The 20,700-nt window shown below is 71.1% G+C and carries 16 protein-coding genes and 1 tRNA gene; 5 read left to right on the forward strand and 12 right to left on the reverse strand.

Annotation, left to right across the window (positions count from 1 at the left end; genetic code table 11):
* Positions 1–66 precede the first annotated feature (66 nt).
* From AB4Y76_RS14225 to AB4Y76_RS14240, 4 genes are all read right to left on the reverse strand, one after another.
* A complete protein-coding gene (locus tag AB4Y76_RS14225; protein WP_441926356.1) occupies positions 67–930 on the reverse strand; it encodes a hypothetical protein in 864 nt (287 codons plus the stop codon).
* 50 nt (positions 931–980) lie between these two features.
* Positions 981–1,799: an alpha/beta fold hydrolase gene (locus AB4Y76_RS14230; protein ID WP_441926358.1), complete on the reverse strand. Its 819-nt coding sequence runs from the start codon at positions 1,797–1,799 to the stop codon at positions 981–983.
* Positions 1,800–1,819: 20 nt separating this feature from the next.
* Positions 1,820–2,452: a DUF2461 domain-containing protein gene (locus AB4Y76_RS14235; RefSeq protein WP_441926359.1), complete on the reverse strand. Its 633-nt coding sequence runs from the start codon at positions 2,450–2,452 to the stop codon at positions 1,820–1,822.
* A gap of 159 nt (positions 2,453–2,611) precedes the next feature.
* Positions 2,612–2,687: transfer RNA gene (locus AB4Y76_RS14240), tRNA-Gly, on the reverse strand.
* Positions 2,688–2,846: 159 nt separating this feature from the next.
* Between AB4Y76_RS14240 and AB4Y76_RS14245 the strand changes: the two genes are divergently transcribed.
* Positions 2,847–3,845, forward strand: coding sequence for an FKBP-type peptidyl-prolyl cis-trans isomerase (locus AB4Y76_RS14245; protein ID WP_441926361.1), 999 nt, complete (start codon positions 2,847–2,849; stop codon positions 3,843–3,845).
* A 311-nt stretch (positions 3,846–4,156) separates the two neighbouring features.
* Here AB4Y76_RS14245 and AB4Y76_RS14250 read toward each other — a convergent pair whose 3' ends face one another.
* Together AB4Y76_RS14250 and AB4Y76_RS14255 are read right to left on the reverse strand one after the other, a co-directional pair.
* Complete coding sequence (locus AB4Y76_RS14250; protein WP_441926363.1) at positions 4,157–4,642, reverse strand: hypothetical protein; 486 nt, start codon at positions 4,640–4,642, stop codon at positions 4,157–4,159.
* Between the two features lie 23 nt (positions 4,643–4,665).
* A complete protein-coding gene (locus AB4Y76_RS14255; RefSeq protein ID WP_441926364.1) occupies positions 4,666–5,037 on the reverse strand; it encodes a hypothetical protein in 372 nt (123 codons plus the stop codon).
* A 373-nt stretch (positions 5,038–5,410) separates the two neighbouring features.
* Between AB4Y76_RS14255 and AB4Y76_RS14260 the strand changes: the two genes are divergently transcribed.
* A complete protein-coding gene (locus tag AB4Y76_RS14260) occupies positions 5,411–5,986 on the forward strand; it encodes a TlpA family protein disulfide reductase (protein ID WP_441926366.1) in 576 nt (191 codons plus the stop codon).
* Between the two features lie 2 nt (positions 5,987–5,988).
* Here the strand turns inward: AB4Y76_RS14260 and AB4Y76_RS14265 are convergent, their stop codons facing one another.
* A complete protein-coding gene (locus tag AB4Y76_RS14265) occupies positions 5,989–6,759 on the reverse strand; it encodes an SGNH/GDSL hydrolase family protein (protein ID WP_441926368.1) in 771 nt (256 codons plus the stop codon).
* Positions 6,760–6,793: 34 nt separating this feature from the next.
* On the opposite strand from AB4Y76_RS14265, the gene dcd reads away from it, so the two are divergent.
* Both dcd and AB4Y76_RS14275 read left to right on the forward strand, forming a co-directional pair.
* Positions 6,794–7,369, forward strand: coding sequence for a dCTP deaminase (gene dcd, locus AB4Y76_RS14270; protein WP_441926370.1), 576 nt, complete (start codon positions 6,794–6,796; stop codon positions 7,367–7,369).
* Between the two features lie 31 nt (positions 7,370–7,400).
* Entirely contained in the window at positions 7,401–8,357 is a 957-nt protein-coding gene (locus AB4Y76_RS14275; RefSeq protein WP_441926372.1) for a siderophore-interacting protein, read from the forward strand.
* A gap of 148 nt (positions 8,358–8,505) precedes the next feature.
* Here the strand turns inward: AB4Y76_RS14275 and AB4Y76_RS14280 are convergent, their stop codons facing one another.
* From AB4Y76_RS14280 to AB4Y76_RS14290, 3 genes are all read right to left on the reverse strand, one after another.
* On the reverse strand, positions 8,506–9,321 hold the full coding sequence (locus AB4Y76_RS14280) for a DUF4097 family beta strand repeat-containing protein (RefSeq protein ID WP_441926374.1): 816 nt from the start codon (positions 9,319–9,321) through the stop codon (positions 8,506–8,508).
* 10 nt (positions 9,322–9,331) lie between these two features.
* On the reverse strand, positions 9,332–9,880 hold the full coding sequence (locus AB4Y76_RS14285) for a toxin-antitoxin system HicB family antitoxin (protein WP_441926376.1): 549 nt from the start codon (positions 9,878–9,880) through the stop codon (positions 9,332–9,334).
* Positions 9,881–10,039: 159 nt separating this feature from the next.
* Positions 10,040–13,858, reverse strand: coding sequence for an adenylate/guanylate cyclase domain-containing protein (locus AB4Y76_RS14290; RefSeq protein WP_441926378.1), 3,819 nt, complete (start codon positions 13,856–13,858; stop codon positions 10,040–10,042).
* Positions 13,859–14,065: 207 nt separating this feature from the next.
* Between AB4Y76_RS14290 and AB4Y76_RS14295 the strand changes: the two genes are divergently transcribed.
* Positions 14,066–15,343 carry an Ig-like domain repeat protein gene (locus AB4Y76_RS14295; RefSeq protein ID WP_441926380.1) on the forward strand — a complete coding sequence of 426 codons (1,278 nt, stop codon included), beginning with the start codon at positions 14,066–14,068 and terminating at the stop codon, positions 15,341–15,343.
* Positions 15,344–15,427: 84 nt separating this feature from the next.
* On the opposite strand, the gene AB4Y76_RS14300 is transcribed toward AB4Y76_RS14295, so the two are convergent.
* Together AB4Y76_RS14300 and AB4Y76_RS14305 are read right to left on the reverse strand one after the other, a co-directional pair.
* Complete coding sequence (locus AB4Y76_RS14300; RefSeq protein ID WP_441926382.1) at positions 15,428–17,635, reverse strand: CocE/NonD family hydrolase; 2,208 nt, start codon at positions 17,633–17,635, stop codon at positions 15,428–15,430.
* 198 nt (positions 17,636–17,833) lie between these two features.
* On the reverse strand, positions 17,834–20,671 hold the full coding sequence (locus AB4Y76_RS14305; protein WP_441926384.1) for a (Fe-S)-binding protein: 2,838 nt from the start codon (positions 20,669–20,671) through the stop codon (positions 17,834–17,836).
* Positions 20,672–20,700 lie beyond the last annotated feature (29 nt).

Raw genomic sequence — 20,700 nt, forward strand, 5'->3', positions numbered from 1 at the left:
AACAAGTATGCGCCGAGTTCGTTGACCGTGCAAGCAGAACGCGTTGTGACCCAGAACCCACGCGGGTCAGTCGCCGGCGGTGAGTTCCGCGAGCCGGCGCTTGTGCTTGCGGCGCTTGCGGTCCAGGTCCGCGTTCTCGGCGCGGAGCCGGGCCACCTCGGCCCGGAGTCGCTCGACCTCGCCCGTGGTGGCCGCCAGCAGCTCGGCCAGCGCCTCCCACTGCTCGGCGCCGGACGGGACCACGGCCTCCGCGGACGCGGTGATCAGCGACCCGTGCGCGTCGAAACCACGGTCGGCGACGAGCTTCGCCCAGCGGGTGGTGATGTCCAGGACCCGCTCGGCGTCGAGATCGGCTGCCAGCGCCGGCGGCACGTAGCCCTCCGGCCGGGCCACGTCGGTGACCCCGGCGAACGAGGTGAGCGCGCTCCACAGGCCGTCGGCGTCACGCGGCGCGGCGACCACGTGCACCCGGTCGGCGTGGAACGCCCGGGTCCACAGCGGCAGGATCCGGTCCAGGTCGTGGCCGACCCAGAACTCCTCGGCCTGCCAGTGCGACCGCACCGGGTCGAGCAGGCGGTCGGCGTACCTGGTCAGCGACGTGGTGCTGCCCTGCTGGAGACCGGCCTGCCACGCCGAGTAGACCTGGGTCGGCAGGTCGCGGACGAGCAGCACCAGGTGCACCTCGAGGTCGCGCAGTCCGGCGAGCCGCAGCGCCACCTTCGCCTGGTCGGCGCGGGCGATCCCCGGCGTGCTCAGCAGCGAGACGCCCTTGTGGGCCCAGATCTGGTCCTCGATCTCGTGCCAGGCCCCGGAGGGGACCGCGACGCCGTGCTCGGCCAGCTCCGGTCGGGCGGCCTGGAGGGCGGTGGCGAGGAACTCGGTCCCCGGGTCCGCCGGTCCGATGTGCCAGATGACTTTCCGTCGTGCCATGCCCCGAGCGTGAACCGCGGGAGTGGCCGGGCGGTGAACGCCCGGTGGACTCAGGCGTGAGCGGCGAGGAACGGCAGGATCAGCGCGTTGACCGCCTGCGGTGCCTCCAGCGTGCTCACGTGGCCGACCCCGGGCAGCGTCTCCAGCCGGGCGCCGGGGATCGACGCGGCGATCCGCTTGGCCTTCGCCACCGGCGTGGCGACGTCCTCGGCCCCGACGATGACGAGCGTGGGGGCGGTGATCGCGCCGATCTCGTCGTGGACCGGCTCGCGGTCGACGACCCCGAGGATCGCCTGCTTCGTGCCGCGCCGCGGCTGTCCGCCGAGCTCGCCGACCCAGGTGGCCACCACGTCCTTGCCGGCCGGGGTCCTCAGGAACGCCGGGGTGAACATGATCGGGGCGACCTGGCCGAGCAGCGGCTTCAGGCCGACCAGCCCGTAGATCGTCCCGAGCAGCCGGTACTTCTTCACCTTGTCCGGGTCCTCGGGGCCCGACGAGGTGTCGATCAAGGTCAGCGTCCGGACCAGGTCCGGCCGTCGGGCGGCGAGCCGCAGGCCGACGAAGCCGCCCATCGACAGGCCGAGGTAGTGCACCGGCCCGACGTCGAGGTGCTCGATCACACCGACCAGGTCGGCGTACAGGGAGTCCATGTCGGCGCCGCCGGGAACCGCCGGGGTCGCGCCCTGGCCGCACCAGTCGACCGTCACGCACCGGTACGACGCCCGCAGCGCGGCCACCTGCTCGCGCCACATCGACGTGCTGAACAGCAGCCCGTGCCCCATCACCAGGACCGGGGCGTCCGGGTCGCCCGCCGGCGTGCCGGTGTCCTCGATGTTGACCTGCTTGCCGTTGACCTGGATCAGAGTCATGGGCGGGAACGTAGCAGCGGTCAGTCGACCCGCGCGGAGACCCACTCGACCAGCGGCTTCATCGCCCGCCAGTCCTGGCGGACCGCGTCGACCAGCTCCGGGGAGTGGATGACCTTGTCGAAGCCGTAGGGGCGGCCCACGGTGATCGACTTGTACCGGAGCAGCTCGATCCGCGGGTGGTCGGCGTCGTACCCGCGCGGGGAGGTCTTGAGCCTGTCGCCGCCGACCTCGAACCCCTTCCTCTCCAGAGTCGCCAGGATCCTCCCCAGCTCCTTGCCGGTGGCCTCGTGGTCGATCGACTCCCGGATCCGGGCCAGGTTGGCGCCGCCGGCCTCGTAGAAGCCGCCGCCGCTGCGCACCCCGCGCGCCGAGATCTCGACGTACCAGCCGACCGCGGGACCGGCGGCGACGAACGCCCCCTGGTGCGTCTTGTACGGCGTCTTGTCCTTCGCGAACCGCACGTCCCGGTACGGCCGGAACACCTTCGCGGCCCCGAACTCCTCGGCCAGCGCGTCGGTGAGCGCCGTCATCGGCGCTTTCACCGCGTCCGTCCAGACCTGCTTGTGCGCTTCCCAGTAGGACTTGGTGTTGTCCATCTCGAGGTCGTCGTAGAAGTCGAGGGCCGCCTCGGGGAAGCCGGTGAACTCGGTCATCCCGCGAGCCTAGCGAGCAGGTCAGCGGCTGCGGACGGGCGCCGAGAAAGCGCCGTAGCCCTTCCGGTCGTGCGCCCGCTGTCGTCGAACGACCACAGCAGGTCGGTGATCTCGAGGGGGCGTGCGCACGGGACGAAGTCAACCGCACGGGAGGAAAGCTGGAGCGGATGACGAGACTCGAACTCGCGACATCGACCTTGGGAAGGTCGCGCTCTACCAACTGAGCTACATCCGCGTGCGGCCCTCGCGGACCGACGTGGAGAGATCGTAGCCGACTCCGATCACGATCCGGGATCGCACCCGGCGGCTTGTGCCACTTGGCAGACTGTTCACCGGTCCCGATGCGGAAGCGTGAGCGGGCCGTCCACCTACTTCCTCCGGAATCGAGTTCCTCATGCTGCGCAGTCCCTCCCTCCGCCGGACCGTGCCGGTCGCCCTGCTGGCGGCCGGTGCCCTCCTGCTCGCCGGGTGCGGCAGCGACGGCAGCAAGGACGGCAAGGACAGCAAGGACAGCAAGGACAGCAAGGACGCCTCGTCGAAGGCGTCGGACACCGCGAAGGCGAGCGGCTGCGACATCAAGTCCGGTGACGCCAGCGACGCCGTCAAGGTCACCGGCGAGTTCGGCAAGACCCAGACCGCGACGTTCGAGAAGCCGCTCAAGGCCGACGAGCTGCAGCGCACCGTCGTGACCAAGGGTGACGGCGCGACCACCGCCGACGGCGACGAGGTCGACACCATCGTCAGCGCCTACCTCGGCGGCGACGGCAAGTCGCTCGGCACCCAGCCGCTGTCCCTCACGGTCGGCGACGACCAGGTCATCGAGGCGTTCTCCGCCGGCATCTCCTGCGTCCCGTTCGGCTCCCGCGTCGTCGTCACCGTGCCCGCCAAGGACATGTACGGCGACCAGGGCAACGCCCAGGCCGGCATCAAGGGGACGGACACCGTCGTGATCGTCACCGACGTGATCGGCAAGAAGAAGCCGCTCGTCCCGCAGGCCTGGACCTCGGACAAGCCGACGGTGAAGTTCGACGCCAGCGGCAAGCCGACGCTGACGCTGCCGGCCGGCAAGCCGTCCCCCGACCTCAAGCTCCTGGTCCTCGAGCCCGGCAAGGGCGAAGTCGTGAAGGCCGGCGACCAGGTGACCGTCGACTACCAGGGCACCAGCTGGGACACCAAGAAGATCTTCGACCAGAGCTACGGCAAGCAGCCGGTGCCGTTCCGGACGACCGATGTCGTGGCGGGCTTCGGCTCCGCGCTGGTCGGCCAGAAGGTCGGCACCAAGCTCGTCGTCACGATCCCGCCGAAGTACGCGTACGGCGAGAAGGGCTCGGGCAGCGAGCTTGCCGGGCAGACCCTGGTCTTCGTGATCGAGATCAAGGCAACGCAGAGCTGAACCAGACGTAAGAACCGGCCGGGACCTGGTGGTCCCGGCCGGTTCTATGTTGTTGGCGGGTGTCGCCTAGCTGCGGTCCCGGCCACGGCCGTCGTGACGGCGCGAGGCGAACCAGTCGAGGATTCGCCCAGCGATCAGGCCCGTCACGACCAGGACGGCCACGACCGTGCAGCGCGAGGCTCCTCCAAGGCTGCGCAGCGGTGCGAGCGGATCCAGATTGAGGACCCGGACCAACGCGCCGAGGAGGGCGAGTCCCCCGAGGCCGATGACAGCAGATCGCCAGCGTGACGTCATAGTTGGCTGATCTCAGATCACAGGGCCGAGTCGGTAACGTACGTCGTGGCCGTCTTGATGGTGCCGTCCTTCCACTGACCCTTGGCAATCGTGCGGACCTTGATTGGCTTCGTCTTCCAGCCGCAGAAGTTCGCCGGATTCAGGTCCATGTCGGTCGACCAGTACTGGTTGGCCGTCGACCAGTAGCCCCGCCACCCCGGCGTGAGGCCCATGCAGTAGGTGTAGGCGCGAGCGTTTGAGTCATAGGCGTAGATCGTGCCTTGCAGGTACGTGTCGACAATGTTGTCTGCGTCCTCCGAGTTTGAGACATCGCAGGTGATCGGTACCCCGAGGACGTAGCTGTCGATGCCCGCGCCGACGCCGCCAATAATGTGGGTGCTGCGGGACGTGTATGCCTTGGCAGCCATCTTGTCGCCCTGGTAGCTCCCGCTACAGGAGGTTTCGTCCGCAGCGTGCGCCGGTGCCGCGCTCATTGCGGCGAGGATCGCTGCGAAGGCTGCCACGGTGGCCGCGAATCGCGAGAATGTCATTGCAGGAATACCTCATCTTCGTTGATTGGTGAATGAACTAGTTCCATGTCAGCGGTTCTGCTTGAGCGGAGGAGCTGACCGCCCACTGAGATGTGCTTTCCGGCAGGCAGGCCGTCCCACGCGAAACCTGTACCTGAGGAGCCTTCGAAGGTGGCCCAGGTGAAACGCCCACCCGGTCGATCCCAAGCGTTTGCCACGAACCAACCGATGTCCGGGTCGAGGGCGAGCTCGGCGAATACCGTGCGCTTCTTCCCCAACCGGCTTTGCCCTCGCGCTGTAACGACCGCATGACTGTCGAAACGCTCGATCCTTACGATGGCGGCGGTGGCGCCGACGATCTCCCTAGCGGAGCGCGGGTCCGCGCCCATTTGATAATGAGCCAGTGCCAACCTGGCGTCGCTCGCAGAGAGCGGAAGCTCTGTCGGGCGGTGGCTGGATGTGGAAGGGCGTTGCTGATCGGCAGAGGAGCACCCGCAGCTGAGTGCAACGGCCGCAGCGACGTACGCCAGTTTGCGCCACATTCCTCTGACCTCTCGATCTTCTTCCCCCGCCGCCCCTGCGGCGCGTCTTGTCGGTAAGACGTCCCGCGAACCCGTCCGCTTACGACAGTTGCCGCGGAGATGCGCAGTGGAACGGTCGGCACGCCGCACGTCTGCGTAATCGGTCGCGAACGCGGCGCGTCCTCCAAGAGGGCGTGGAGATTGGCTGACTTCCGCGGGATCTCGGACGGAGGACGATGTGATGAAGTCGCGATGGATGTGGGGAGGTCTTTTCGTCGCCCTCCTCCTTATGGCGTGGGTGCTCCTCGGATGCGGCTCACCGCCGCCGCACAGCGCTTCGGGGCAGGGCGGCGTCAATGCCGCGCCTGGCCGCGGCGCAGCCCGCGAGGGTTGGGCCTTCGTTGACCTATCGATGCCCGGGGCTGCGGCTCGGATGGACCGCATCGGGGAACGGGGGCCGAGGCGCCTCGACCTCACCGGCGCGACGGTGGTCAACTTCTGGGCCAGCTCGTGCGCCCCTTGCCGGGCTGAGCTTCCGTGGCTGGAGAGGCTCAGCCGGGCCGGCGTACGGGTTGTCGGGGTCAGCCGCGACAACAAGCTCACGTACGCCGCCCGGGAGATGTCGGACCGGGGTGTGACGTTCGCGAACTATTCCGACGCCAGCGCCGACGTCATGTTCGGCCTCCGCCGGGTGCTGATCCCGAACGGGATCCCCACCACCGTGATCGTCCGCGACGGACGCGTGCGCTGGGTCCATATCGGAGCCTTCACGTCTTACCGCGACCTGCGGTCGGAGATCCAGGCCCGTCTGGACTGAGGTCAGTCCGAGGCGGTGATCGGGGCGAAGGCCGGGCGCTTCGGGTCGATCGAGTCGCCGGAGGAGCGGCCGGTGAGGCGGCGGTGGATCCAGGGGCCGAGGAACTCCCGGGTCCAGGTCGCGTTCGCGCTGAGCCGCTCCCGCGCGCTGAGCACCGGGACGGCCGGACGCGGCAGCGGTTCGACGTCGTGCTCGATGCCGAGCGCGTCGAGGACCGCGAACGCGATGTGCTGGTGCCCGACGGCGTTGAGGTGCATCCGGTCGGTGTCGAAGACCTGCGCCGGGTCGTAGTCGCGCATCCGCCACATGTCGACCAGGGTGGTGCCGTGCCGCTCGCTGATCTCGCGGACGTGCTCGTTGAAGATCGCCATCCGGCCGCGCAGGGCGGCGTAGATCCCGGAGCCGCCCGGGTCGAAGATCGTGAAGAGGGCGACGTGCGCGCCGGTGCCGGCGAGCCTGCCGATCGCCTCGTCGTACGCCGCGGCGAGGTCGTCCAGGTCGACCTTCGGGCGCAGGACGTCGTTGGCGCCGGCGTGGATCGTGACGAGGTCCGGACCGAGCGCGATCGCCGGCTCGAGCTGCTCGGCGAGGATCGGCTTGAGCTTGCGGCCGCGGATCGCGAGGTTCGCGTAGCCGAAGTCGTCGGTCTGCGCGCTGAGCACCTCCGCGACGCGGTCGGCCCAGCCGCGGAGTCCGTTGGGGCGGGCGGGGTCGGGATCGCCGACGCCCTCGGTGAAGGAGTCGCCGAGGGCGACGTAACGGTGGAACGGCATGGATCGATGTTACGAGGGCCGGTAGCGTGACCGCGTGCTGCTCTCCGACCGCGACATCCTTGCCGAGATCGACGCCCACCGGATCCGTGTCGAACCGTTCGAGGAGTCGATGATCCAGCCGTCGAGCATCGACATCCGGCTCGACCGGTTCTTCCGGGTCTTCGAGAACCACAAATACCCGCACATCGACCCCGCGGTGGACCAGTCGGACCTGACCCGCGAGGTGGAGCCGGAGGGGGACGACCCGTTCATCCTGCACCCGGGGGAGTTCGTGCTCGGGTCGACGTACGAGGTGTGCACGCTGCCCGATGACGTCGCCGCCCGCGTCGAGGGCAAGTCCTCGTTGGGCCGCCTCGGGCTGCTCACCCACGCCACCGCCGGGTTCGTGGACCCGGGTTTCAGCGGGCACGTGACCCTGGAGCTGGCCAACGTGGCGACGCTGCCGATCAAGCTCTACCCGGGCATGAAGATCGGGCAGCTGTGCTTCTTCCGGCTCAGCTCGCCGGCGGACCACCCGTACGGCTCGGAGAAGTACGGCTCGCGGTACCAGGGCCAGCGCGGTCCGACGCCGTCGCGGTCCTACGCGAACTTCCACCGCACACAGATATAGAAGTAAGGGCACCCTAAGTTAGGGTGCCCTTATGACGACCGCGTCCGCACTGCCCCTGCTCCTGACCGAGCTCCGCGCCGAGACCGTCACCCGGATCTCGCCGACCTTCGTCCGGGTCGAGTTCTCCAGCCCCGAGCTCGCGCACTTCGGCGTCGACGGCCCGCGCTACGACCAGCGGTTCAAGCTGATCTTCGCCGCCGAGGGGCGCGACCTCCCGGACATCGGCGGAGCCGACGAGAGCTGGCTCGGGGCATGGCTCGAACGGCCCGAGGCCGAGCGCGGCCACCTGCGGACCTACACGATCCGCGAGGTGCTCGGCGACGGCGAGGACACCCGCTTCGTCGTCGACTTCGTGGTGCACGAGGACGGGCTGGCCGGACCGGGTGCCGCCTGGGCGCTCGCCGCGCGGCCGGGGGACCGGGTGCTCACCCTGGCGCCGCGACGCGGCCAGCAGTTCGGCGGCATCGAGTTCGACATCCCGGACGGCGCCGACCGGCTGCTGCTCGTCGGCGACGAGACCGCGGTCCCGGCGATCGCCAGCATCCTCACGTTCCTGGCCCCTGAGGCCCGCGGGCACGTGTTCCTCGAGGTGCCGGAGGCCGCGGACGTCCAGGACCTCGTCGCCCCGGCCGGCGTCGAGCTCTGCTGGCTCGTCCGCGGCCGTGCGGAGGCCGGCAGCCGCGTCGTCCCCGCGGTCCGCGCGCACGTCGGACTAGAGGCGGGCGAATGGGCCGAACCGGCGGAGGTCGACCCGGACCTCTGGGAGACGCCGACGTACTCCTCCTCCGGGGCCGACGTCCAGGTCGAGCCAGGTCGGGGGCGGTCCGCCGACCCGGCGACGGGACTGGAGGGGCTCTACGCCTGGATCGCCGGGGAGTCGCGGATGGTGACCACCCTGCGCCGTGCGCTGGTCAGCGAGCTCGAGGTCGACCGCACGCGGGTCGCGTTCATGGGCTACTGGCGACGCGGCGTCGCGATGCGGTCCTGACGGGCCCCTCACCGCCGGGTCTCCTTGCCGTACCGGTGGGAGCCGTGGTCGGGGCGGACCCGGCCGCTGATGTTCAGGTTGACGAGCTCGTCGCTCGGAGTGCTCTGCCACATGGGGTTGTCCTCCTCCCGTCCCGTCGCTGGTCCGGTCAGACCTGGTGCAGCCGGACGTCGCCGCTGACCGTGCTGGCGTGCAGCTCCAGGTACGGCTGACCCTCGGCCGGCTTGCCGGCACTGGCCACGTTGCTGCGGACGTTGCCGGTCACGGTGCTGATGTCGGTCCACACCGGCGTGCCCTCGGGGATGCCGATGGAGACGTTCCCGGACACGTTCTTGGCGGTGACCTTGCCGCTCGGCGCGTTCCCGACGGTCAGGTCACCGGACGCGGTGACCAGCGAGATCTCGGCGTCCGCACGCTTGACCTGGAGGTCGCCCGAGCCGGTCTTGACCACGGTCTTGCCGCGGGCCACGGCGATCATCACGTCGCCCGAGCCGGTCGAGATCCCGGTCTTGCCGCCGAGCTCGCCGAGGTCGATGTCGCCCGACCCGCTCTTGATCCTGACCTCGTCAGCCAGGACGAAGCCCTCGATGTCCCCGGAGCCGCTCTCGATCACGACCGGCCCCTCGGCGCGGTCCAGCTCGACGTCGCCGGAGCCGGTCTTGAGCGCCACGGTGCCGAGGGTGCCGACGGTCTTGGTGTCCGCCGAGCCGGTCTTGGTGGCCAGGCTGCTGCCGGTGGGCAGCGTGACGGTCACGGTGTGGGAGTCGAAGCGGCCGAAGAACCGGCCGTGCGGCGCGATCACCGCGATCTTGCGGCCGCTCTGCTGGACGGTGAACTCCTCGGCGCGCGGGCCGGCGATGTCGACCACGGTGCGGTCGGTACCGGTCGCGGTGGTGAGGAGCTTGCCGGTGCCGAGCTCGACGAACAGCTCGACCGGTTCGGGGGTCGCGAAAGTCTTCTCCATGGTGTTCTCCTCAGATCCAGCCGGTCATGCGCTTGCCGCGGCGGTTGCCGCCGGGGTTTCCTCCGCTGAACGGATCCTTCATGGCGCCGAACGGGATGCTCGACAGGTCGATGTCGATGTTGATGGCGTTCTCCCGGGTCGCGGTGCGCAGCACGTTGACGATCCAGGTGTTCAGCGAGCTGCCGTGCTTGACGGCCAGCTCCTCGGCCTTGGTCTTGATGCTCTCCGGCAGCCGCAGCGTGATCCGCGCGGTGGCGGCGTCGTCCTCGTCCTCGGCATCGAGGGGAGCCGACGGGGCGGCGGTCGGCGGCGTCAGATCGCCGTCGTCGACGACGAACTCGAGCTCACGCCCGACCAGCCGTACGTCGACCGAGCCGGTGCGCATCTCGGTGGTGATCTCGGCGGCGGCCTGGGAGAGCGTCTCCATCAGCGCCAGCCGCATGCTCGGGTCGAGCGCCAGGGCGAGCCGCTCGGCCGCCGCACGGATCTGCTCGTCGCCGGCGGCCGCGGTCTGCGCGAGGTCCTGGCGGAGGCGTTCGACGTACGGGGTGATGTCCATGCGCACCACGATGACATCATGATGATGTCATGTCAACACCCTTGTGATGTCACACAGCCGCTACGGCGATGTCATGCCTGGGCGTGAGCGGGCGGGGCGGCCTCGGGTACACACCACCGCCCGCTCACACTCTTCAAGACCTGACGCCGAGTCGCCTGCTTACGCGATCTGCGAAGAAACTTCCGGGAGGGTGACGCCGCACCGCTCCGCGACGTCGCGCCGGAGCACGTCCAGGGCGGCGCACTCCTCCGCCGTGGCCGCGCCCGCGCGCACGAGCTCCAGCAGGGCGAGCGCGGCGTCGTGGTCCGCGCCGGCGGCGCGCGCCGCCTCCAGGCTCGTCCGCAGCCGGCCGATCCCCTCGTCCCGGGCCGCGCCGGTGCCCCGGACGATGAGCCCGGTGCCCGCGATCCGGTGTAGCACCCGCACCAGCGACTCCGGCGGGTGGTCGTCGAGCAGCGCGCTCGCCGCGGCGACGGCACCGGCCGCGTTCCCGCGGAGCAGGCGGCACTCGGCGAGCAGCGCCCCGACCGCCTGCGCCTCGTGCGCCTCGCCGATCTCCAGGTGCAGGGCGCGCGCCCGCTCCAGCAGGCCCTCCGCCTCCTCGAGGTTGCCGCGCGCCATCGCGATCCGGCCCTGCTGGCTGTGCCCGAACGCGCGCTCGCCGATCGCACTGGTGCCGCGCCAGACCTTCATCGCGTCGGCGAGCAGCTCCTCGGCCTGGTCCAGGTGCCCCTGGTGGATGAGGATCTCGGCGGCGTTCGCCTCCTGGAGCGCGATGTCGAGCTGCCGGCCGAGGACCCGGTAGGTGTCCGCCGACGCCCGGTAGTGCGCCAGCGCGTCGACCCAGAGGCCCTCCTCCAGGTAGAGCAGGCCGGCCGCGTTGTGACCGCGCGCGAGCCCGCTGAGGTCGTTGATGCTCGCGAAGAGCTCCAGCGACTCCCCGGCCAGGTCCAGGTCGACCGGACGACCGGAGAAGCTCAGCGCCAGGTTGCGGAACTCCAGGGCCCGGGCCCGGGTGCGGGCGTCGTGGCCGGTCCGGGCCTCCTCGACGGCGATGTCGGCCCACCGGATCGCGTCGTCGTACCGGCCCTGGGCGAAGCGGTCCTGGCAGTACCGCTCGGCGAGCTGGGCGCGCAGCCGGTGCGCCTCGGCGTCGTCCAGGCCGTCGAGCGCCTTGCGTCCCCGGGTGACCCAGCGCAGCGAGTCGGCGTACTGGCCGTTGAGGCGCCGGTGCACCGCCGTGCGCAACGCCAGCCGAGCGACCGAGTGCGGGTCGGTCCCGTTCCGCGACCGCGCCTGCTTCAGCGCCGAGCCCATCGCCTCGATGTCCCCGAGGGCCTCGTAGATCTCGGCGAGCTCCTCCCACACCGCCCCGAGCTCGTGCCGCTGGTCGGCGCGGAGGTGCCGCGCCGCGGCCACGGCACGCTCGTAGCACTCGGCCGCCTCCGCGTTCGCGAACTGCTCGCGGGCGCTCGCCGCCGCGCGGCGCGAGTACATGTAGGCGTCGAGGTAGCGGGCGCCGTGGAAGCTGTGCAGGCTGAGGATGTTGTCGCGGTCGGGACGTCCGCTGAGCCGCCCGACGACCAGGTCCGCGGTCACCGCGTGCAGGTGGACCCGGCGCCGGAACGGCAGGCCCTCGTACGCCGTCTCGCGGACCAGGTGGTGCACGAACTCGTAGTCGCCGTCCGGGGTCCGGGTGAGGAACTCGGCGAGGTCCTCGAGCCGCGGCGGCACCGGCCAGGCGCCGTCCACGGAACCGAGGATGGCGCGCAGCAGAGCCGGGTCGAAGGACATCCCGAGGACCGCCGCCGAGCGTAGGTAGGTCCGGTCCCGCGGCGCCAGCCGGTCGATCCGGGACGCGATGATCGCCTCGATCGAGTCGGGCAGGCCCTCGTCGGCCAGCAGGGCGTCGACCCCGGCAGCGAGGCCGGTGAGGAACAGCGGGTTGCCGCCGGCCCGGGCCACCAGCGCGGCGGTCCGGTGCGCCGGGACCTGCCGGTCGCCCATCGCCGCCGCCAGCAGCGCGTCCGCGGCGTCGTCGGCAAGCGGTCCCAGGGTGACCGAGGCTCGACCTGGGCCGGGGTCGAGCTGCCACTGCGAGCTCGGCCGCCGGGTCGCGACGATCAACCACGGCCGCCCGGCGGCGTCCCGGGCAAGCCGGTCCAGCAGGTCGGTCGTGGCCTCGTCCATGAAGTGCACGTCGTTGAAGACGATCAGCGTCGGCCGGTCCAGCGCCGCCCCGAGCACCTCGCTGGTGACGCTCTCCAGGACGTGCTTGCGGACAGCGTTGTCCAGCGCGTCGACCTCTCGCGTCGGGGCCAGGTCGATGCCGGCGACGATGGCGAGCAGCGGCAGCATCGGGAGCTGGTGCGGGGCGTGGTCGCGGACCAGGGCGCGCAGCCGCCGCAGCACGGCGCGCTCGTCGCCGCGCTCGATCCGGAGCCGTTGCGCGAACAGCCGGTGGAACGGTTCGTACGGCGTGCTCGTCGCGTATATGTCGCCGTCCATCCAGAGCACGTCCAGGCCGGCGCGGGCGGCGAGCTCCTGGGCCAGCCGGGACTTCCCGATCCCCGGTTCGCCGACGAGCTCGACGCTGCTGCCCGAGCCGGTCGTGGCGGCGGCCGCGGCGTCGAGCAGTGTCCGCAGCTCGGCGTCCCGACCGGCCAGGGGGAGGCCGCCGGCCTGGGCGGCGCCGGTCGTCCGCGCCACCGGTCCGACGGTCGCGGCGTCGATCAGGCTGCTCTTGCCCTTCACCGCGAACGGCTCCAGCGCGACGGTGCTGAACCGGGTCCGGGAGCGGGCCAGCGACGCCGCGCTGGCGACCAGCTCACCCGGCCCCGCCTTCGCCATCAGCCGGGCCGCGAGGTTCACGCAGTCGCCGGTGACGGAGTAGACCCGGCGCCGGGCCGGACCGTAGTCGCCGGCGAAGACCCGGCCGGTGTTCACGCCCGCGCGCAGGGTGAGTTCCTGCTCGCTGTCGAGGATCCGGCGGGCGGCGATGAGGACGCGGGCGGCGTCGTCGCCGACGGTGCGCGGGGCACCCGAGATCAGGATGATCTTGCCGCCGTCGGGGGCGAGGTCCGAGGCGAGGAAGGTGACCTCGTGCGCGTCGGCCGCCTCCTGGCAGGCCGCCACCACCCGGGCCACCGCACGGGTCGCGGCGTCGAGCCCGGCGACCTCGCGCAGGTCGTCGACCCCGGAGAACTCCACGAAGCAGACCGCGACGTTGCGGTGCTCGTGCTCGACCCGGCCGGAGACGAGGTGCTCCACGAGCGGCGCCGGCACGACCTGGCGCAGGTCGGCCCGGACGGCGCCGCGCAACGGCTCGGGCAGGGTGGCCACCGCGGGGGGATCGGCGACCACGCGGCCACCGCCCCGGGTGCCGCCGAGCCGGGCGCCGGCGGCGCGCAGCAGCTCCGCCGCAGCCGGGCTGGCGACGACCTCGCCGGCGCCGGCGGCGGCCTCCATCCGGGCGACCGTGCTGGCACCGGGTCCGCAGACGACCAGGTCGCGGGAGGAGGCGCCGACGAGCATGAAGTCGAGGTCGCCGGTGTGCAGCCCGATCGACATCCGCAGCCGGACCTTCCCCGACGACGTGGTGACCTGCCCGGCCTGCCGGATCACCCGCTGCATCTCCGCCGCCGCCTTGGCCGCGCGCTCGAGGTGGCCGGGCCCGTCGAAGAGCAGCAGCACCGCGTCGCCGCCCCACTTCACCAGGCCGGCGCCGTACTCGTAGGCGCGGCCGAGGAGCTGGTCGAAGACCAGGTTGAGGATGTCGCCCATCTCCTCCGCGCCGGCGCGACCCTTCCGGGCCAGCCGCTCGGTCAGCGCCGTGAAGCCGGAGATGTCGGCGAAGACGGCGGTGCCGTGCACGGTGCGGCTGGTCGCCTCCGGGGCGGACTCCAGCCACTCGATGACCAGGCCCGGGACATACGGGACCAAGGCGGACAGATCAGCGCCGTCCCCCACCGTGTCCATCGTCCGGGCGCTCAGATCCAGGGCATGCCCCCACTTCTCCTCATCTGCTGCGCAGTTCCGAAACTAGACGCCGCCGACCACGGGCGAAACCACCCGGTCGGGCCATTACCTCGACGTGGAACCCGACGGAACCTGGAATCCGGGGGTGTGAAGACGTGCCCCCGTTCTCGGGGCACTCCTCCCACTTCGACACCGAAGGTGCCCACCATGAGTCTTCGCACCCGAACTGTTTCCCTGCTGGCCGCCCTCGGTCTCGTGGCCGCCGTCCCGCTCGGCGTCCAGGCGCCGGCCGGCGCCGCCGGACCGCTTCCGACGTCGACGAAGGTGACCGCCTCGGCCACCTCGGTGATCGTCGGGACGCCGGTGACGCTGACCGCCAAGGTCAGCATCCTCAACCTCGGCGGGCTGATCCTCACCCCGACCGGGTCGGTCGCGTTCAGCACCTCGACCGGCGGGCCCGCCACCGGCCTGGGCAGCGCCCCGCTCTCCTCCGGCCTCTCCTGCGTGCTCACCTCGTGCACCGCGACGCTGACCACCAGCGCGCTGCCGGTCGGCACCAACACCGTGGCCGCGTCGTACGCCGGCGACCTGCTGGGCGCGGCCAGCGCCGGGACCACGACCGTCCAGGTCGCGCCGCCGCCGGACACCGCACCGAGCGCTCCGACGCTCACCGCGACCAGCCAGGTCGGGTCGATCCAGCTGCACTGGACGAGCGCGTCGGACGGCGGCCAGCCGATCACCGGCTACGCGATCCAGCGCGGTCCCGCGGCGACCGGGCCGTTCACCACGCTCGCCACCGGGCTCCCGACCGGCGACTACCAGGACACCACGGTCGTCATCGGCACCACGTACTTCTACCGGGCCACCTCGGCCAACGCGATCGGCACCTCGGGCTTCTCCAACGTGGCGAGCTCGGCCGCGACGTCGAACGGCGCCGGCACGTTCTCCACGACGGCCTGCCCGGCCGGCTCGACGTGCAGCTCGCCGACCTCGACGTTCGTGGACGGTCCGACCACGACGACGATCTCCGCGACGACCGAGGCCTCGACCTCGCCGCACACGCTGACGGTCACGATCGGCGGCCCGCCGCTGGCGGCCTGCGCGATGCCCGGCCCGTCGGCGACCTTCAACGACACCTCGGGTGACGCGTTCAAGCAGGTCGTCTGGAAGGTCACCGGCCAGGTGGCGGCGGACGCGGCGTACCAGCAGTACTTCAACGACACCACGTACGTCGGCTGCCTCGGCCTCGACCACCCCTGGTTCCGCGGTTCGCCGTCGGTGCCCGCGATCTGGTTCCCCGCGGACGGGCTCTACGAGGGCAAGCCGGCCACCTGCGTGAACAGCGGCGCGTTCTTCCTCGGCGGCGGCCACTTCTCGCAGCCGTGCACCTCCGCGGTGTACCAGCACCTCGGCAACGCGACCGACTACTTCCAGCTCACCTACAACCTGCCGCCCGGGGACGGTCGGATCAGCGGCGGCAGCTGACCCCCGGGAGCAGTACCCCCCGGAAAGAGGGCGAGGACCTCCGGAACCCCACCGGAGGTTCTCGTCACGCCAGGTCGTGCCGGGTCAGCGGACCCGCCAGGTCGTCACCGCGGTCGACGGCGAGGTCGTCGCCGAGCCGAGGTAGACGACCCTGAGCCGGTGCCGGCCCTGGGTGCGGTTCACCTTCGCCGGGACGACGACCGTGCTCCGGCCGGCGCTGAGGGTGCGGGTGCCGGCGTACCGGCCGTCGATCCAGACCTTGACCCGACCGGCGGCCGTGCGGCCCCAGGCGGGCCGGGTCACGACGATCGCGGCCCGGTTCGCCTTGCCGCGCTTCGCGACGGCGTTCGCCATCGACACGGCGGTCCGGGAGCCGGCCGGTGCCACCGCAGGGACGGTGAGCTCGGACGGGTACTGCGCGGAGGCGTGGACGGTGATCACGGTCAGGGTGCCGAGCAGGTCGGGCAGGGTCGGCAGCAGGTGCGGGACGTCGAACGCCTGCACCGCGATCCGCAGCCGGTGGCCGGGCAGGATCTTCGACCCGGTCGGGAAGATCTCCACGTCGACCGGCTCGACGGCACCGCCGGCGAGCTTGACCTGGGCGGCCTTCGTGAACGGGTGGTACGGCTGGATCAGCTTGCCGTCGAGGTAGCGCGACCGCGCGGTGTCGAGCTTGCGGTGCGAGATCACCTGCCAACCGCCGCTGAGCCGGGACACGGTGCCGTCCGGCGCCTCGTCCTCGACGGCGACGGACAGCATCCCGTCGCCGCCGACCGAGTCGACGTACAGGCGGGCGTTGATCGGGCCCTGGAACGCCAGCGGGCTGGTCAGCGGTGCGGTCTTGAAGACGACGCCGGTCTTGTCGTTGAGGCTGTTGTCGGTCAGGCACGGGTTCGGGAACGGGAACTGGCTGGGCAGCCCCGCGGTCCACTGGTCGAACGAGCGGGTGCAGAGACCGGCGACCGGGATCGGGTAGACCGGCGCGGTCCCGGCGGTGACGGCGCCCTGGGTCAGCGCTCCGTCGGCGGAGCCGGTCGCGGCGGAGCCGGAGAGCCGGAACGACGCGGCCCTGCGGTCGCCGACCCACGAGCGCGCGGCCTGCCAGGCGCCGGTGCCCTGCTCGTAGTAGGTGATCGGCGGGATGTCGGCGTCGAGCGCCGGGTCGGCGATGCCCTTGATGTACCGGTCGAACCAGCGCAGCTTCAGCTCGTCGAGCGACCCGAGCCCGGCCTTGACGACCTCGGCGCCGGAGGACGCCTGCAGGTGGTTCCACGGGCCGATGACCATCTTCGTCGGCACGCCGCGCTTCTGCAGGTTCTCGAAGAGCAGCGGGGTGCCGCGCTGGAAGAGGTCGTACTCGCCGCTGACGAAGAAGGTCGGGACGTTGATGTTGCCGGCGACGTTGATCGGCGAGCGCTGGGTGTAGAAGTCGCCGTCGTACGCCGGCTCGCCGCCGCCGACGGCACTGGTCAGCAGCGGCACGGTGAACGTCCCGGCGCCGAGCAGGTGGTCGACCAGGCTGGTCAGCGGGCTCAGGTCGGACGGAGGGGTGGTCGGCGGGACGAGCCCGGTGATGGTGACCAGACCGAGCCAGAGCGGGATGAACCCCACGTCGAGCTGACCGCCGGAGGCGACCACGTCGCGGTAGACGTCGGCGGCGGGCACCTGCGGGAAGATCGCCTTCAGGCCGGCCGGGCGGCCGCCCGCGGCGAAGATCTGCGAGATGCCCATGTACGACGGTCCGGTCATGCCGGTCGAGCCGTTGCTCCACGACTGCGCGTGCGCCCAGTTCATGATCTGCACGGCGTCCTGGTCCTCGCGGGTGCAGAACGCGCACCACTGGCCGGCCGATCCGCCGGTGCCGCGGGCGTCGACGGTGAGCTGGGCGTAACCGCGCTTCACCAGGTAGTCGGCCGCGCCGCCGGCGAGTCCGCCGGCGTACTGCTGGACGCTCTTGTTGTACGCCGTGATGGTGACGAGCACCGGGAACTTCGCGCCCACCGCCTTGCCGTCGGCGCCGGCCGGGAGGATCAGGTCGCCGCGGAGCACGACGCCGTCGTCCATCGGGATCGGCAGGTTCGCGACGGTGGTGGTCTTGGGGTAGCTCTCCGGGCGGGGCGTCCAGCCCGACGCGACGGCCGGCGCGGCGGCCGGCGCGGCCATCGCGGCGGGAGCCGGTGCCGCGCCGACCGGGCGGGCGGTGGCGGCGGTCGTGAGCGCGCCGGCGCTGAGGGCGAGGGTCGCGGCAGCGACGGCGGTGAGTCGGACGGCGGTGCTCGTGATGGGGCGCATGCGGGTAAGTCCTCCCAGGTGTCCTGGGGTCAACGAAGCCGCCGGACGCGAAGTTACGCACCCGTAGGATCCGCCGACCCGGCGCAGATGTGCCCCATGAATGCGCCGACCAGGCGCGGGTGTGCGTCTTGAAAGCAGCGACCCGGCGCAAACCTGCATGTTGATCGTGCAGTTCTGCGCCGGGTCAGCGACGAGGGATCAGAGGTCGAAGAGCGAGCCGGCCTCGTTGATGTTCGCGTCGGTCTTGGGCTCGTTCGCCTCGCCCGAGGACGCGGGCTTCGGTGCCTCGGACTGCTTCTCCTCGGCCTCCTCGGCGGTCTCCTCGACGACCTCGGCCTTCTGCTCGGCAGCCGGAGCAGCCGGGGCAGCCGGTTCGGCGGCCGGGATGTCGAACAGCGAGCCGCCCAGGTCGACCTTCGGAGCCTCGGCCTTCGGCGCTTCGACGGCCGGAGCAGCCGCGGCAGCCGGAGCAGCCGGGGCAGCCGGGGCAGCCGGGGCAGCCGGTTCGGCGGCCGGGATGTCGAAGAGCGAGCCGCCGCCCAGGTCGGCGGCCTTCGGAGCCTCAGCCGCGGGAGCAGCCGGAGCAGCCGGCTTCTCCTCGGTCGGGGCGACGTCGAACAGCGAGCCACCCGCCGCAGCCGCCGCCTTCGGCGCTTCGGCTTCGGCCGGAGCCGGGGTGTCGAAGAGCGAGCCGGCTGCCGCAGGAGCGGCGGCCGCCGGGGCCGGGGTGTCGAAGAGCGAGCCACCCGCGGCCGGGGCAGCCGGAGCGGCCTCGGCGGGAGCGGCCGGAGCAGCGGGCTCCGCGGGAGCGGCCGGAGCGGCCTTGGCGGCAGGCGCCTTCGTGGCCGTCTTCGGCTTGTACTCCTCGCCCTTGACCGACGCGAGCAGCATCTGCGCGACGTCGAGGACCTCGACCTCCTCGCGGGCACGACCGGCGTCCTGCTCGCTGGTCAGGCCGTCCTCGAGCATGGTGCGGCAGAACGGGCAACCGACGGCGATCTGGTCGGCACCGGTGGCCACGGCCTCCTGGGTGCGGTTGACGTTGATCCGCTCGCCGATGGTCTCCTCCATCCACATGCGGGCACCACCGGCGCCGCAGCAGAAGGACCGCTCGGAGTTGCGCGGCATCTCCTTGAGCTCGGCGCCCGGGATGATGTCGAGGAGCTCGCGCGGCGGCGAGTAGACCTGGTTGTGGCGACCCAGGTAGCACGGGTCGTGGTACGTGATCGAGCGGCTGGCGCCCTGCGAGGCGACCGGGGTCAACTTCTTCTCGCGGACCAGTCGGTTCAGCAGCTGGGTGTGGTGGATGACCTCGAGCTCGATGCCCATCTGCTTGTACTCGTTCTTGAGCGTGTTCATGCAGTGCGGGCAGGTCGAGACGACCTTCTTGGCCTTGACCTCGGTCAGGGTGGCGATGTTCTCGGTCGCCAGCGCCTGGAAGACGAACTCGTTGCCGGCGCGGCGGGCCGAGTCACCGGTGCAGGTCTCGCCGTTGCCGAGGACGGCGAACGAGACGCCCGCCAGGTCCAGCAGCTCCGCGGTCGCGCGGGTGGTCTTCTTGGCCCGGTCCTCGTACGCGCCGGCGCAGCCGACCCAGAACAGCCAGTCGACCTCGTCGAGGGTCTCGACGTCCTCGCCCACGACCTTCACGTCGAACGGCAGGCCCTGGGCCCACTCCATCCGGGCGTTCGGGTTCATGTTCCACGGGTTGCCCTTGTTCTCCAGGCCCTTGAAGAGGCCGTTGAGCTCCGCGGGGAAGTTCGACTCGACGAGCACCTGGTAGCGGCGCATGTCCATGATGTGGTCGACGTGCTCGATGTCGACGGGGCACTGGTTGACGCAGGCGCCGCACGAGGTGCAGGACCACAGGACGTCGTTGTCGATGACCGCGCCACCCTCGGGGTGCCAGGCGAACTCACCGAGCGACTCGCCGACCAGCGGGCGCTCCGCCTCGGCGAGCGCGGCCGCCGGGACCTTGCCCTCGGGGGCGTTCTCGCCGCCGGCGAGCATGTACGGCGCCTTCGCGAACGCGTGGTCGCGGAGGTTCATGATCAGCATCTTCGGCGAGAGCGGCTTCTCGGTGTTCCAGGCCGGGCACTGGGACTGGCAGCGGCCGCACTCGGTGCAGCTGGCCATGTCGAGGATGCCCTTCCAGGAGAAGTCCTCGATGGATCCGATGCCGAGGACGGTGTCCTCGTCCATGTCCTCGACGTCGTCCAGGGTGATGGCCTTGCCCTCGGACATCATCGGCTTGATCGCACCCAGCGCGACCGGGGCGTCGGGGCGCTTGAACATGACGTTGATCGGCGCGACGAAGATGTGCAGGTGCTTGCTGTTCAGCACGATGATCAGGAAGACCAGCATGACGCCGATGTGCAGCAGCAGGCCGACCTGCTCGAGGTTGTGGATCGCCGACTCGTCGAGACCGCCGAGCGCCTGGCCGACGCCGTACGACGCGAACGCCCACTTGCCGTAGAGCAGGTTGCCGGCCGCCTCGGAGGCGCCGCGGAACAGGAACATCGTCCAGATGACGTTGAAGATCATGAACAGGACGAGCCAGGCGCCGCCGGTGTGCGAGCCCTTGAAGCGCGACTTGCGACCGAGCTTGCTCGGCTGGTTCTTGAGGCGGATGACCGCGAAGATCGCCAGGCCGACGAGGCAGAGGACGCCGATCAGGTCCTGGAGGAAGCCGAGCGGGCCCCACTGGCCGATGAAGAGCAGGTGCCACTGCGGGTTCTGCGAGAGCAGCACGCCGTAGGCCTCGATGTAGACCGTGGCGAGGATGAGGAACGCGTACATCACGAACGCGTGCGCGATGCCGGGCACCGACCACTTGAGCAGCTTCTTCTGCCCGAGGACCTCGACGAGCTGGCCCTTGATCGCCTGGCTGGTGCGCTTGGTGACACCCTCGATGCGGTCGGGCGCGGGCTTGCCGTTGGTGATCAGCTTCTGCAGGAAGATCACCCGCTTCGCGGCGAGCGGAAGCGCGATCGCGTTGAGGATGAGGCCCAGGATGAGCGTGGTCGTCGTACTCACGGAGGTCACTCCAGCCTTCCGGCGCAGCC

It is taken from the genome of Marmoricola sp. RAF53 (assembly GCF_052114005.1).
Classification (GTDB): Bacteria; Actinomycetota; Actinomycetes; order Propionibacteriales; family Nocardioidaceae; genus Marmoricola.

Bases quoted from the DNA above. Each gene is read 5' to 3' on its own strand.
- AB4Y76_RS14225 (WP_441926356.1), bottom strand. From the start codon at position 930: ATGGCACGACGGAAAGTCATCTGGCACATCGGACCGGCGGACCCGGGG.
- AB4Y76_RS14230 (WP_441926358.1), bottom strand. From the start codon at position 1,799: ATGACTCTGATCCAGGTCAACGGCAAGCAGGTCAACATCGAGGACACC.
- AB4Y76_RS14235 (WP_441926359.1), bottom strand. From the start codon at position 2,452: ATGACCGAGTTCACCGGCTTCCCCGAGGCGGCCCTCGACTTCTACGAC.
- AB4Y76_RS14245 (WP_441926361.1), top strand. From the start codon at position 2,847: ATGCTGCGCAGTCCCTCCCTCCGCCGGACCGTGCCGGTCGCCCTGCTG.
- AB4Y76_RS14255 (WP_441926364.1), bottom strand. From the start codon at position 5,037: ATGGGCGCGGACCCGCGCTCCGCTAGGGAGATCGTCGGCGCCACCGCC.
- AB4Y76_RS14260 (WP_441926366.1), top strand. From the start codon at position 5,411: ATGAAGTCGCGATGGATGTGGGGAGGTCTTTTCGTCGCCCTCCTCCTT.
- AB4Y76_RS14265 (WP_441926368.1), bottom strand. From the start codon at position 6,759: ATGCCGTTCCACCGTTACGTCGCCCTCGGCGACTCCTTCACCGAGGGC.
- AB4Y76_RS14275 (WP_441926372.1), top strand. From the start codon at position 7,401: ATGACGACCGCGTCCGCACTGCCCCTGCTCCTGACCGAGCTCCGCGCC.
- AB4Y76_RS14280 (WP_441926374.1), bottom strand. From the start codon at position 9,321: ATGGAGAAGACTTTCGCGACCCCCGAACCGGTCGAGCTGTTCGTCGAG.
- AB4Y76_RS14285 (WP_441926376.1), bottom strand. From the start codon at position 9,880: ATGGACATCACCCCGTACGTCGAACGCCTCCGCCAGGACCTCGCGCAG.
- AB4Y76_RS14290 (WP_441926378.1), bottom strand. From the start codon at position 13,858: ATGGACACGGTGGGGGACGGCGCTGATCTGTCCGCCTTGGTCCCGTAT.
- AB4Y76_RS14295 (WP_441926380.1), top strand. From the start codon at position 14,066: ATGAGTCTTCGCACCCGAACTGTTTCCCTGCTGGCCGCCCTCGGTCTC.
- AB4Y76_RS14300 (WP_441926382.1), bottom strand. From the start codon at position 17,635: ATGCGCCCCATCACGAGCACCGCCGTCCGACTCACCGCCGTCGCTGCC.